The 12,363-nt window shown below is 43.7% G+C and carries 9 protein-coding genes; 6 read left to right on the top strand and 3 right to left on the bottom strand.

Annotation, left to right across the window (positions count from 1 at the left end):
* Window positions 1-39: 39 nt before the first annotated feature.
* From Q0993_RS04600 to araA, 5 genes are read left to right on the top strand one after another with little or no spacing between them, the layout of a single operon-like run.
* Window positions 40-717: an NUDIX domain-containing protein gene (locus Q0993_RS04600; RefSeq protein WP_299530153.1), complete on the top strand. Its 678-nt coding sequence runs from the start codon at window positions 40-42 to the stop codon at window positions 715-717.
* 8 nt (window positions 718-725) lie between these two features.
* Window positions 726-2,417, top strand: coding sequence for a ribulokinase (locus Q0993_RS04595; protein ID WP_299530152.1), 1,692 nt, complete (start codon window positions 726-728; stop codon window positions 2,415-2,417).
* Entirely contained in the window at window positions 2,410-3,114 is a 705-nt protein-coding gene (locus Q0993_RS04590; RefSeq protein ID WP_299530151.1) for an L-ribulose-5-phosphate 4-epimerase, read from the top strand. The genes Q0993_RS04595 and Q0993_RS04590 overlap by 8 nt, the downstream gene beginning before the upstream one ends.
* A 28-nt stretch (window positions 3,115-3,142) precedes the next feature.
* Window positions 3,143-4,768, top strand: a complete 1,626-nt coding sequence (locus Q0993_RS04585) for a sodium:solute symporter (protein ID WP_299530150.1) — start codon at window positions 3,143-3,145, stop codon at window positions 4,766-4,768.
* Window positions 4,769-4,784: 16 nt separating this feature from the next.
* Window positions 4,785-6,275 (top strand): L-arabinose isomerase, encoded by a 1,491-nt coding sequence (araA, locus tag Q0993_RS04580; protein WP_299530149.1) that lies wholly within the window; start codon window positions 4,785-4,787, stop codon window positions 6,273-6,275.
* A gap of 7 nt (window positions 6,276-6,282) precedes the next feature.
* On the opposite strand, the gene Q0993_RS04575 is transcribed toward araA, so the two are convergent.
* The 3 genes from Q0993_RS04575 to Q0993_RS04565 are packed head-to-tail and all read right to left on the bottom strand — an operon-like array spanning window position 6,283 to window position 11,094.
* Window positions 6,283-7,656 (bottom strand): FGGY family carbohydrate kinase, encoded by a 1,374-nt coding sequence (locus Q0993_RS04575; protein ID WP_299530148.1) that lies wholly within the window; start codon window positions 7,654-7,656, stop codon window positions 6,283-6,285.
* Window positions 7,657-7,665: 9 nt separating this feature from the next.
* Window positions 7,666-8,946 carry an L-rhamnose isomerase gene (locus Q0993_RS04570; protein ID WP_299530147.1) on the bottom strand — a complete coding sequence of 427 codons (1,281 nt, stop codon included), beginning with the start codon at window positions 8,944-8,946 and terminating at the stop codon, window positions 7,666-7,668.
* A gap of 48 nt (window positions 8,947-8,994) precedes the next feature.
* Window positions 8,995-11,094 carry a bifunctional aldolase/short-chain dehydrogenase gene (locus Q0993_RS04565; RefSeq protein ID WP_299530146.1) on the bottom strand — a complete coding sequence of 700 codons (2,100 nt, stop codon included), beginning with the start codon at window positions 11,092-11,094 and terminating at the stop codon, window positions 8,995-8,997.
* Window positions 11,095-11,267: 173 nt separating this feature from the next.
* Here Q0993_RS04565 and Q0993_RS04560 point away from each other — a divergent pair, with 173 nt between their 5' ends.
* On the top strand, window positions 11,268-12,314 hold the full coding sequence (locus Q0993_RS04560; protein ID WP_299530145.1) for a GntR family transcriptional regulator: 1,047 nt from the start codon (window positions 11,268-11,270) through the stop codon (window positions 12,312-12,314).
* The last annotated feature ends 49 nt before the right edge of the window (window positions 12,315-12,363 follow it).

Here is a 12,363-nt window from a genome sequence, read left to right as displayed (position 1 = left end):
TTGATGGAAACCGATATATGAATACCATCATAAACCAGAGTGAACAGGACCTATAAGCAAATTCAGCAGATTACACTTGCCGTAGATTGCATCATTTTTGGCTTTGATACCGATCAATTGGAAGTTCTATTGGTGCATCGTGGTTTTGAACCCGAGAAGGAAAGATGGTCTTTGATGGGTGGGTTTGTGAGGAATGAAGAGGATTTGGATGAGGCGGCAAACCGTGTACTTCGCAATTTGTCTGGATTGAATAATGTGTATATGGAGCAGGTACGGACCTTTGGAAAGGCAAATCGGGACCCCTACGAACGTGTGGTTTCCACAACCTATAGCGCGTTGATCTTAAAAAAGGACTACAAGGCAGAGTTCATTAAAGAATATAGAGCCGAATGGTTTCCCATACATGACCTTCCCGATCTGATTTTTGACCATAAGGACATGGTTGTATCTGCCCTGCAGCGCTTGCAAAGACGTGTTCGAAGTGTTCCTATCGGTTTCAATTTGCTCCCGGGAAAATTTACATTACCACAATTACAGAAGTTGTATGAGGGTATCTTGGGAGAAAAAATTGATAAAAGGAATTTTAGAAAAAAGTTGGGAACCATGGACTTTTTGGTCAGACTGGATGAGAAGGACAGATCCCAGTCCAAAAAAGGAGCGTTCCTATATCGATTTGATAAAAAGAAATATAACAAGGCCAAGAGCTTTAGCATATAAATCGAAGTATGGCAAAAACTGCATATTGTCTAGGATTGGATTTTGGAACGGATTCGGTTCGGGCGTTGTTGGTCAACACTTCAACCGGTGATGAAATTGCTACATCCGTTCATCGTTATAAGCGTTGGGCAGAAGGAAGGTATTGCGACCCTTCAAAGAACCAGTTTCGGCAACATCCCTTGGACTACATAGAAGGCATTGAACAAAGTATTACCGAGATCGTGAAAGAGGTGGGGACGGAAGTAGCCCAAAGTATTGTGGGCATAGGCGTGGACACTACGGGATCCACTCCCGTTGCAGTGGATTCGAATGGAACACCGCTGGCGCTTCTCGATGAATTTCAGGAGAATCCCAATGCCATGTTTGTGCTTTGGAAAGACCATACCGCAATCCATGAAGCTGACGAAATCAATGACTTATGCAGTAAATGGGAAATTGACTATGCACAATATGAAGGGGGCATTTACTCCTCGGAATGGTTCTGGTCAAAAATCCTACATATTTCAAGAGCGGACAATAGCGTTCACAAAGCAGCCTTTTCTTGGGTAGAGCATTGCGATTGGGTCCCTTTTTTATTGACCGGGGGAACCAACGTCAACGAAATGAAACGCAGCCGTTGTGCCGCTGGGCACAAGGCGTTGTGGCATGAGACCTTTGGCGGTTTACCGCCTAATGCATTTTTTGTGACCTTAGACCCCTTGTTAGATGGATTACGGGACAGACTCTATACAAAAACCTACACTTCTGATATTCCTGTGGGAACTTTGAGTCCCATATGGGCTGAACGTCTAGGTCTATCGCCATCGGTTAACGTATCCGTTGGAGCTTTCGATGCCCACATGGGCGCTGTAGGTGCAAGAGCGGAACCTTATTTTTTGACCAAGATCATGGGTACTTCTACCTGTGATATTTTGGTGGCCCCTTTGCAAGGGAAGGAAAAATTGGTCAAAGGTATCTGTGGGCAGGTAAACGGATCTGTGATTCCCAATATGTTGGGCTTGGAGGCAGGTCAATCTGCGTTTGGGGATATTTATGCCTGGTACGAAAAGCTACTATCCTGGCCTGTTAAGGAGCTTATCGGAAATTCAGGTGTAATCGATGCCCGAACAAAGGAAAGATTGATAAAGGAGGCCATGGAAAACCTTATTCCAAAATTGAGCCATGCTGCCTCCAAGGAACCCATAGGCGCTTCTGGGGAATTGGCCCTGGACTGGATGAACGGAAGACGAACTCCGGACGCCAATCAAAATCTAAAGGGGGTCATTTCTGGAATCAATTTAGGGAGTACTTCACCCAAGGTATTTCGGGCTTTGGTAGAGGCCACTTGCTTTGGGGCCAAAAAGATAGTAGACCGTTTTCATTCAGAAGGTATTCCCATCAAGGGCATTGTGGCATTGGGAGGAGTGGCCAAAAAATCCCCTTTCATCATGCAGATGATGGCCGATGTTCTGGACATGCCCATTAAGGTAGTAGCATCCGAGCAGGCATGTGCCTTGGGGGCTTCCATATTTGGAGCCGTCGCTGCAGGGATTTACAAGGAAGTGCCCCAAGCGATGCAAAAAATGGGAAGCCCTTTCGAGACCGTGTATAAACCTGATGCCCAACGATCAAAGGCATATATGATTCTCTATAGAAAATACGATACTTTAGGCGAAACTATGGAAGGGCATATAATGGAACAAGTTAAGGGAAATGAGTAATTATAGAACACTAAAAGAAGAGGCTTACCAGGCCAATATGCAGCTCCCGGAATTGGGATTGGTGCTTTTTACTTTCGGGAACGCAAGCGCCGTTGACCGAAAAAGAGAGGTGTTCGCTATTAAACCTAGCGGTGTTCCCTATGCCGATTTAAAGGTAGAAGATATGGTTATCTGCGATTTTGAAGCCAAAATAATTGAAGGTACATTGCGACCTTCCTCGGATACCAAAACACATGCTGTGCTCTACAAGGAATGGGGTACGATTGGAGGTATAGTACACACCCATTCCACGTACGGAACTGCGTGGGCCCAAGCATTATCGGATATCCCCATTTTTGGCACAACCCATGCGGATCATCTAGTAAGTGATATCCCATGTACCGTACCTATGAAGGACGAGTACATACAAGGGGATTATGAGCATATGACGGGATATCAAATAGTGGATTGCCTAAAAGAACGGGACTTGGATTACAATGAAATGGAAATGATTTTGGTAGGAAGCCATGCCCCTTTTACTTGGGGAGCTACGGCTGCCAAAGCGGTATATAATAGCGCGGTGTGTGAGGAGATTGCCAAAATGGCCTATTTGACCTTACAGATAAATCCGGATATAGGTCCATTAAAGGAAGCCTTGAAAAAGAAACACTTTGAGCGCAAACACGGAAAGGATTCCTACTACGGACAAGGAAATTGAATAGGGAACAACCAACTAAAATAAATTTATGAAAGGATTGGATACATTGGACTGGGTAGTCATTACCGGCTATTTCATTGTTCTGTTAGGAGTGGCCTGGTGGGTCATTAGGCAGAAGCAAAAGGACACTGAAGATTATTTTTTGGCTGGCCGGAACATCGGTTGGTTTGTGGTAGGGGCCTCCATTTTCGCCTCCAACATTGGTTCCGAACATGTAGTAGGCCTTGCCGGTAACGGGGCTGGGGATAAAATGCCTCTTTTGATTTATGAATTACACGCCTGGTTGGTATTGATGTTGGGTTGGGTATTTCTTCCCTTCTATGCCCGCAGTGGAGTTTTCACTATGCCCGAGTTTCTGGAAAAACGATTCGATGCGCGCTCCAGATGGGTACTTTCCATAGTATCATTGATTGCTTACATTTTAACCAAGGTTTCCGTAACCATCTATGCCGGTGGGGTGGTAGTCTCTGCCTTATTGGGTATTCCCTTTTGGATAGGTGCCGTGGCCACTGTGGTGCTTACGGGTCTTTATACGGTTTTGGGCGGAATGCGTGCCGTAGTATATACGGAGACTATACAGGCCATTGTTCTGGTATTGGGTGCCGGAATTTTAACTTTTCTAGGATTGGATGCCGTAGGTGGTTGGGGCGAACTTAAGGAAACCGTTGGTGCGGATTATTTCAATATGTGGCGCCCCAATTCCGATCCCGATTATCCGTGGTTGCCTCTTTTTATAACCAGTACCGTAGTCGGAATTTGGTATTGGTGCACCGATCAGGTGATAGTACAAAGGGTACTGACTGCAAAGAATATCAAAGAAGGGCGCAGGGGTAGTATTTTCGGTGCCCTCTTAAAGCTAATGCCGGTATTCCTTTTCCTAATCCCCGGTGTAATCGCCTTGGGGTTAAAAATGCAGGGGAAATTGGATTGGGACAGTCCGGATCAAGCCTTTCCCGTTTTGATGAGTAATCTAATGCCATCGGGAATGCGAGGTCTTGTGGCCGCTGGACTTTTGGCAGCCCTTATGAGTTCCTTGGCTTCCGTGTTTAATTCCTGTTCCACTTTGTTTACCTTGGATATCTATAAAAAACTGAAACCCGAAAAACCAGAGGAAGAATTGGTAAGGACAGGTAGGATCGCCACCTTCTTTGTAGTGGGACTGGGCTTGTTATGGATTCCTATTATCACCACGCTGTCGGATGGATTGTACGAATACCTCCAGAATGTACAGGCCTATATATCACCTCCGATTGCAGCGGTGTTCTTATTGGGAATTTTTTACAAGCGGATTAATGCCAACGGGGCCATTGCTACGCTTATCGGGGGATTCATCATTGGCTTTTCAAAATTGACCTTGGAAATCCTGAAATCGAGCTTTGCGGAAGGTAGTTTTCTTTTCATGCTTGCGGATATCAATTGGCTGGTCTTTGGGGCATATTTCTTTGCTATGTGTATCGCTATTGCCATTGGCGTAAGTATGTTCTATCCTGCTCCATCCCAAAGACAATTGGCCGGCCTTACCTTTGGTACGGTAACGGAAAAGCAAAAAGCGGAGAACAAAAACAGTTATACGATTTGGGATATCATCGCTTCCGTGGGTGTGGTATTGATCGTTATCTACATAATGGTTTCCTTCAGTACATTAAGTTTATAATATTGAAACATTCAGGATGATAGATTTAAGTAAGAATGAAGTCTGGTTTGTAACGGGAAGTCAACACCTCTATGGTCCGGAGACTTTGCGGCAAGTGACCCTGCATTCTGAGGAAATGGCCAAAGGTTTTGATGCGGACAGCAGAATTCCAGGGACCGTAGTCTTTAAACCCGTCGTAAAGACTGCTGAGGAAATAAATGGATTATGTAAGGAGGCCAACAATGATGATAGTTGTGTAGGCCTGATCCTTTGGATGCATACGTTTTCCCCAGCCAAAATGTGGATAGCTGGCCTTAAGGCGCTTCAAAAACCATTTTTGCATTTGCATACCCAATACAATAGGGACATTCCTTGGAGTTCCATAGATATGGGATTCATGAATTTAAACCAATCCGCACATGGCGGTCGTGAATTTGGCTTTCTTGCGTCGCGGATGCGATTACGGAGAAAAGTAATTGTTGGGCATTGGCAGGACCCCAGGGTGGTACAAAAGATGGCCGATTGGTGCCGGGTAGCCAATGCGGTGGCCGATTCCAAAAAGATGAAAATCGCCCGATTTGGGGACAACATGCGCCAGGTTGCCGTAACTGAAGGGAACAAAGTCTCCGCACAGATTACATTTGGGTATGAGGTAAACGGATATGGTGTTGGGGATTTGGTGCAATTCATCAATTCGGTTACGGAAAAACAAATCGATATTTTGATTCAAGAGTATGAAAGCGTCTATGTTCTGGCGGACCCTTTAAAGTCCAATGGCAGTATGCGATCTTCCCTAAGGGATGCGGCAAAAATAGAATTGGGGATGCGGACTTTTTTGGAAGAGGGTGGATTTCATGCGTTTACGAATACCTTTGAGGACTTGCATGGGATGAAACAGCTACCGGGCATTGCAGCGCAGCGCTTAATGGCAGAAGGCTATGGATTTGGGGCGGAAGGGGATTGGAAGACCGCAGCTTTGGTAAGGACCATGAAAGTAATGGGGGCTGGTTTGGATGGTGGCAATAGTTTTATGGAAGACTATACCTATCATTTTAATCCCGATAATAGGGCCTGTTTGGGGTCTCATATGTTGGAAATTTGCCCATCTATCGCAGAAGGAGATATCTCCTGTGAAGTACACCCTTTGGGAATAGGGGGCAAGGAAGATCCAGTTAGGCTTGTATTTAATGCTGGAGGAGGAAATGCCCTTAATGCCTCGATTGTGGATATGGGAAATCGGTTTCGGATGTTGGTCAATGAGGTGGAAGCCTTGGATGATATACATGATATGCCCAAACTTCCTGTGGCCCGGGTCCTGTGGAATGCCAAACCGGACCTCCAGACTGCTGCTACAGCTTGGATCTATGCCGGAGGAGCCCATCATACCTGTTATAGTCAAAATATAACAGCAGAATCCTTAGAGGATTTTGCTGAGCTTATGGATATTGAATTTCTTTTGATCAACCAGAAAACGGATTTGTACCGATTTAAACAAGAGCTAAGGTGGAATGAGGCTGTCTTTAATTAATACCCCTTTATAATTCCACAGAATCTGGAACAATTTTTTTTAATCTGTAATTGGACTCAAGAAAGTTCTGATCCAGTTTGTGACCTTTCAGGCCAATAACCGCTCCAAGTGTTGATCCTATTGAGTTCTCCGCGGTGTACAGATTTATTCCGTTCAGTTGATGGGCCAATATTTTCATGAAGACATCATTTCGCGCAAAACCGCCATCCACGTAAACATTTCTTATTTTGGATTTTCCAATAACGGAAATGACTTGGGTTGCCTGAAGTTTAGCCAGTTCAGTTATCAGTTGATGGTAGGCCGTTTCAAATGATAGATGTCTGTAATTGGTTTGGGAAGGGGAATTTTCATCTTCGATTCCTATCCATTTAAAACAAGGACTATACTCTTGGAGAATAGTTTTATATATCATAGGGTCAAATACAACAGATTTGTCTTGATTTAAGGGAACACTGTATTTTTTGCAAAGCTCCCCTTTTTGATATCGGTATTCATTTCCCAGGAACAAACGCATGGATTTTATTGGCGCACCACCGGTGCCCATAAAAAGGGTAGAACCTACTTCAACCTCTTCCTCATTGAGCTCGCAATCCGAAAATGGGTTCAGGGCAATACTCCAGGTACCCGTAGAGAGTAGCACAAAATGGTGGTCAATACTTCTAAGGTATGGCAGTAGCGCGGCAGAACTGTCATGTATACCTATTCCAACAGGAATTGAATATCCATTGAAATTAATCATAGTTTTGGTATCGGTAGGAAGAATTGGAGGGAGAATCCGGTGTATGTCTTCTTGATATACCCAGTGGTGATAGTCTCTTTTTGAATAATCCCATAAGGCTGTATGGCAACCTATACTGGTACGTTCACTGGCCAGCTTTTTGGTAAAGACGTAGCTGAGGTATTGGGGCAGGTGTAGAGAATGCCGTATCCTTTTGAATTTTTCCGGACGTCTGTATTTAAGCCAGTATAATTGTAGTCCGGAGTTTAACATGCCTAGTGCCGGGGATCCCGTTTTTATCAAAAAATCGGTCTTTGGGCCGTGTTTTTTGTAGAAATCATTGATGATTCCATCATCTAAAGGTTTGGTGTAATTGTATAGCGGTCCAATTACGTTTCCATATTTATCCAAATGCACCAAACTGGCACCATAAGAAGAAAAATTGATTGCGGTTACTTCAAATTTCCGGGTCTTCCCCGTGTTCGGAAGCACTTTCAGCATCCATTTTTGAAGGGCTTCCAGGTCATCCGCCGGGTAATCGTCTTCATCAAAAACTTCCTTAATTTGAATATATTCCCGATAGACCTCTTGGTAATCCTTATCGATTAGGAAAAACTTTTTATTGGTTTTGCCAATATCGAATATCGCTGTAACCTTTTTCATCCCCTTTATCTATAGGCCGGTAGCCTTGCTGTTTTTGCCCCGTTCCTCTACAAGTGCTTTTCTGATCAGCAAATCCCTATAGGCCAGAATAGGGCTTAGGGCCCCGCCACTTCGTAATCTTGCCTCCTGTATTAGTGGCCTTACATCGGTCCTATATGCGTTTTGCAAAACTTCTTGGCATTGTACAACATCATTACGCTCTTGGGCTTCCCTCAATTTCAACTGATCAATGATAAGGGCTTTGGCGTAGGCTTCTTGGATGGCCTCCAAGGACTGCAATAAATCTTCCAATGGGTCTTTGATATTGTGGCTGGCATCTATCATCCAGGCCGGAGATGGATTTTGAGGATTGTTCTCCATTCCCTGTACCAGTTCATTGAAAATTAGAAAAAGTCCATATGGTTTTATACTTCCCACAGTAAGGTCATCGTCACCATATTTACTGTCGTTAAAATGAAATCCCCCTAATTTGCCATGAAGCATTAAGGTCGCGACTATCTGTTCAATATTTGTGTTGGGTAGGTGGTGTCCTAGGTCCACCAAAGTAAAGGCTTTTTCTCCACACGCATTGGCCAATAAAAAGGATGTGCCCCAGTCCGGAATGACCGTGCTGTAAAAATTGGGTTCATAAGGTTTGTATTCAATGAACAATTTCCAGTCTCTGGGGAGCGCCTTGTAAATGGTTTTTAGGCTTTCTTCGGTATGGATCAAGGCATTCTGAAAGTTGCTTTGTCCTGGAAAATTGGAACCGTCCGCCAGCCAAACGGTCAAGCTCTTGGAACCCAGCTTTTCACCAATTTGTATGACCTCAATGGTATGCTCAATGGCCTGTTGCCGAACGGCTTTCTCGCTATTGCTCAGGGAGCCATGGCGATAACTTTCCTCGGCATTCGGTTGATCTTGGAAGGTATTGGAGTTTACGGCGTCAAAAGAAATACTATGGGAATTTGCAAGCTGAATTATGCTTTCAAAATCATGGGGAACATCCCAAGGAATATGCAGGGATATCGCACCTGCTGTTTGGGTAAGGGCATGCAATATTCCAACATCTTCAACTTTTTGCTCTAGGGTTGATGGTTCACCATAAAAGGAAAACCTTCCGAACCGGGTGCCTCCTGCTCCCAATGCCCAGCTGGGGATGGCCACTTGAAAGGCCTGTAATCTTTCAATGACCTTTTGGACATCATGCCCATCTTTTGTAAGTATTTCAGACAGAAAATCAAAGCTTTTGACATGTAATGGACCCTGTTTTTTATTGATGTCCTGTAGCTGGTTTATATCAATTTTCATGAGGTAAGGCCTTAATATTCAAATATAAGGGAATAGTTTATGACAAAGTTATCTTACGAAGGCGTTCGGTATGCCTCCGTCCACATTTAGGGTATTCCCGGTGGATTTGTCCAGTAGGGCTACCAAGGCATATACGCCATTGGCAATATCGGAAGGATAAATAATTTGGTTTAACAAATTTCTTTTGGCATAAAAGGAGGGAAGCTCCTCAACTTTTATACCATAGGCCTTGGCCCTCCCTTTGGCCCAGTCACCTTCCCATATTTTACTACCTATAATTACACCATCGGGATTTACGGTATTTACCCTAATGGCATCAGCACCAAGTTCTGCGGCCAATAACCGGGTCATATGTTGTTGGGCGGCCTTGGCGGTTCCATACCCCACGTTATTGGGTCCGGAAACCAGGCCATTTTTGCTGGCGATACTAATAAAATCACCACCCAGATCTTGTTTTCGCAGTATACCCACTGCCTGTTTGGCCAGTTCAAACTGTCCTTGTACCAAAACGTTTTGCAAAAGCTCCCACTCCTTTTCAGTGGTCTCCTCCAGTGGTTTTGAAATGGCCAATCCCGCACTGTGTACCACAATATCGATACCTCCAAATTCCAAGCATGCCTTTTTATAGGCATTTTCGACAGAAATACTATTGGTAACATCACAAACTGCATAAGTAGCAACATCTTTGGAAAAGGTTTTATGGGCTTCCTTAAGCCGATCCTCTGCAATATCGGTCAATACTATATTAGCTCCCTCCTTGGCAAGTTTGTCCGCTATCGCCTTCCCTATACCGCCACCGGCCCCGGTAATCAGGGCAACTTTTCTAGACAGTGTTTTTTCTTTTGGCATGCGTTGTAATTTGGCCTCCTCCAATAGCCAATATTCAATATTAAAGGCTTCCTGCCTTGGCAGGGCGGTATACTGGGAAATGGCTTCGGCACCTCGCATCACATTGATTGCGTTCACATAAAATTCACTGGCCACGCGGGCGGTCTGCTTGTTTTTGGCAAAACTGAACATTCCTATCCCAGGATAGATGATAATAACCGGATTGGAATCTCGCATTGCGGGACTATGGGATTGCCTACAGCTATAATAGTATTTTTTATATTCCTCCCGATAATCCTTAAAAGCCGGTTCCAACTGCTTAAGGACATCATCGGTTTTGGAGATATCGCAGTGTATATCCAATGCAAGTACCAAGGGCTGGATTTTGGTTCTTAGGAAATGGTCGGGACAGGAAGTCCCCATTGGGGCCAGTCTTTTAAGGTCATGACTGGTGCTAAATTCCAAAACAGTCTTATTGTCCGTGAAATGCCCGATCATCCTATTTTCGGAAGAACACAAGCCCCTTAATAAAGGCATTAGTTGGGCGGCCTTTTTCAATCTTTCCTCTTCCGGAAGAGGGGGTAATTTCTGCCCGCCGAATACAAGGCCGTTTTCCTTGATTTTGGTTTCTATATAATCCGAGGCCATTTCGATGACCTCTAGGCTGTTCTTGTAGCATTCATATGAGGTATCGCCCCATGTAAAAAGGCCATGACTTCCCAGGACGATGCCCCGGATTCCTGGGTTTTCTTCCAAACATTTTTCTAATTGCAATCCTAGGTCAAAACCGGGACGTTGCCAGGGAACCCAACCCATTGTACTTCCCCAAATCTCTTTTACGATTTTTTCACCGTCCTTGGCAGCGGCGATCGCGATAAGGGCATCCGGGTGCAAATGGTCTATATGTTTAAAAGGTAATAGGCCATGGAGTGGAGTGTCTATGGACGGTGCCCTACTATCCAAATCGAAAATACAGTGATTAAAAAGCCCCACCATTCTATCTTCGTCCCCCAAACCGCCGTACACTTTTTTTAAGTCCCGTAGACGTTGGGTGTACAATCCTGCTATTCCGGCCTTGGTCAACGTGCCAATGTCGCCACCAGAACCTTTTATCCACATCACTTCTACCTCCTCGTTGGTCAAAGGATCTGTTTCCAGGGTCTTGCAGCTGGTATTGCCCCCACCATAGTTGGTAATCCTTAAATCGGAACCCAGTATATTTGATCGGTAAAGGAACAGGGCTTGCTGATCGTTGCCAAGGGACTCGGCCTTTTCGGAATCCCATAAATAGTCTACGTGTTTGAATTTTTTTGTGGGCATGTTCAAATAATTGGATTTAAATTACAAATATGTGGTTACCCATTTTGCTTTCCATCCTGTAGTGTACTGTTTTTGTGTAACATCATCTAGGATAAGCTTGTAGTTTGTAGTATTATCTCTTATTTTCAAAGCGGATACAATAAGGGATTCTACCTTTTCCAAAAAATCCGAATATGGATATCTATCAACACATTAAAATAAATGGAGACTCTAGGGTACCGAAATATAGGCAAATTGTAGATTCCATAGTAAATAATATCTCGGAAGGCCACCTTAAGGTAGGGCAGAAGATACCATCCATTAATAATTTCAGTGAGGAATTCTACCTTTCAAGACACACGGTCGAAAAGGCCTACAAGATTTTAAAAGATCAAAAAATAATCTCTTCGACCCGTGGAAAGGGTTACTATATCACCAGGACCGACCTTGTATCGAAAATCAATATCCTTTTCCTGATCAATAAATTGAGTTCATACAAGATGTTAATATATAATTCCTTTATTGAAGGCTTGGGAAGCGGAGCACATACGGATTTACACATCTACCATTGCGATGTAGGCCTTTTTTTGAATCTGTTTGAAAAGCACTTTGGGGGATATGATTATTATGTGGTAATGCCCCATTTTAAGACTGAAACCCTTTTACACATTAGTTCTCCACCGAAAGTCGTAAATGCTCTGAAAAAAATTCCGGATGACAAACTTGTTGTACTGGACAACAATAAATTGGAAATGCCGGGAGCGGCAATTCAAATTTTTCAGGATTTTGAGAGAGATATCTACGAGGCCTTGAAACAAGGTTTGCCTAAAATTTTAAACTATAGGAAGTTAATTCTGATTTATCCAAGTAAATCGGTCTATCCTTATCCAAAAAGAATTTTGCATGGATTTCGCAAATTTTGTGTAGAAAACGCAATTGATTTTGAGATTATTGAAGAATTGTTTGATGACATCATACTGAAGAAGGGAGATTTATTCATTACCATAGAGGAAGCGGATCTGGTAAACCTCATGAAACGGATACGTGATATGGACATGAAGCTGGGGAACGATATCGGTATCATTTCGTATAATGACACTCCACTAAAGGAATTGTTAGGTATTACGGTAATTTCTACAAAATTCGAGGCTATGGGTAAGACAGCCGCAAAAATGATTCTTAAACGGGAAACGGGTAGGATAAAAAACCCTTTTAGTTTTATCGATAGAAACTCACATTGAATGTCGGCCAGATTAGCGAATTTGGATGGATCACCTTTACGCACATTAC

Origin of the sequence: Ulvibacterium sp., assembly GCF_028285715.1 — a bacterium.
Classification (GTDB): Bacteria; Bacteroidota; Bacteroidia; order Flavobacteriales; family Flavobacteriaceae; genus Ulvibacterium.
Note: the sequence above shows the minus strand (reverse complement) of the source record. Positions and strands in the feature narration are given on the sequence as shown.

Bases quoted from the DNA above. Each gene is read 5' to 3' on its own strand.
- Q0993_RS04590 (WP_299530151.1), top strand. From the start codon at position 2,410: ATGAGTAATTATAGAACACTAAAAGAAGAGGCTTACCAGGCCAATATG.
- Q0993_RS04565 (WP_299530146.1), bottom strand. From the start codon at position 11,094: ATGCCCACAAAAAAATTCAAACACGTAGACTATTTATGGGATTCCGAA.
- araA (WP_299530149.1), top strand. From the start codon at position 4,785: ATGATAGATTTAAGTAAGAATGAAGTCTGGTTTGTAACGGGAAGTCAA.
- Q0993_RS04585 (WP_299530150.1), top strand. From the start codon at position 3,143: ATGAAAGGATTGGATACATTGGACTGGGTAGTCATTACCGGCTATTTC.
- Q0993_RS04560 (WP_299530145.1), top strand. From the start codon at position 11,268: ATGGATATCTATCAACACATTAAAATAAATGGAGACTCTAGGGTACCG.
- Q0993_RS04595 (WP_299530152.1), top strand. From the start codon at position 726: ATGGCAAAAACTGCATATTGTCTAGGATTGGATTTTGGAACGGATTCG.
- Q0993_RS04575 (WP_299530148.1), bottom strand. From the start codon at position 7,656: ATGAAAAAGGTTACAGCGATATTCGATATTGGCAAAACCAATAAAAAG.
- Q0993_RS04570 (WP_299530147.1), bottom strand. From the start codon at position 8,946: ATGAAAATTGATATAAACCAGCTACAGGACATCAATAAAAAACAGGGT.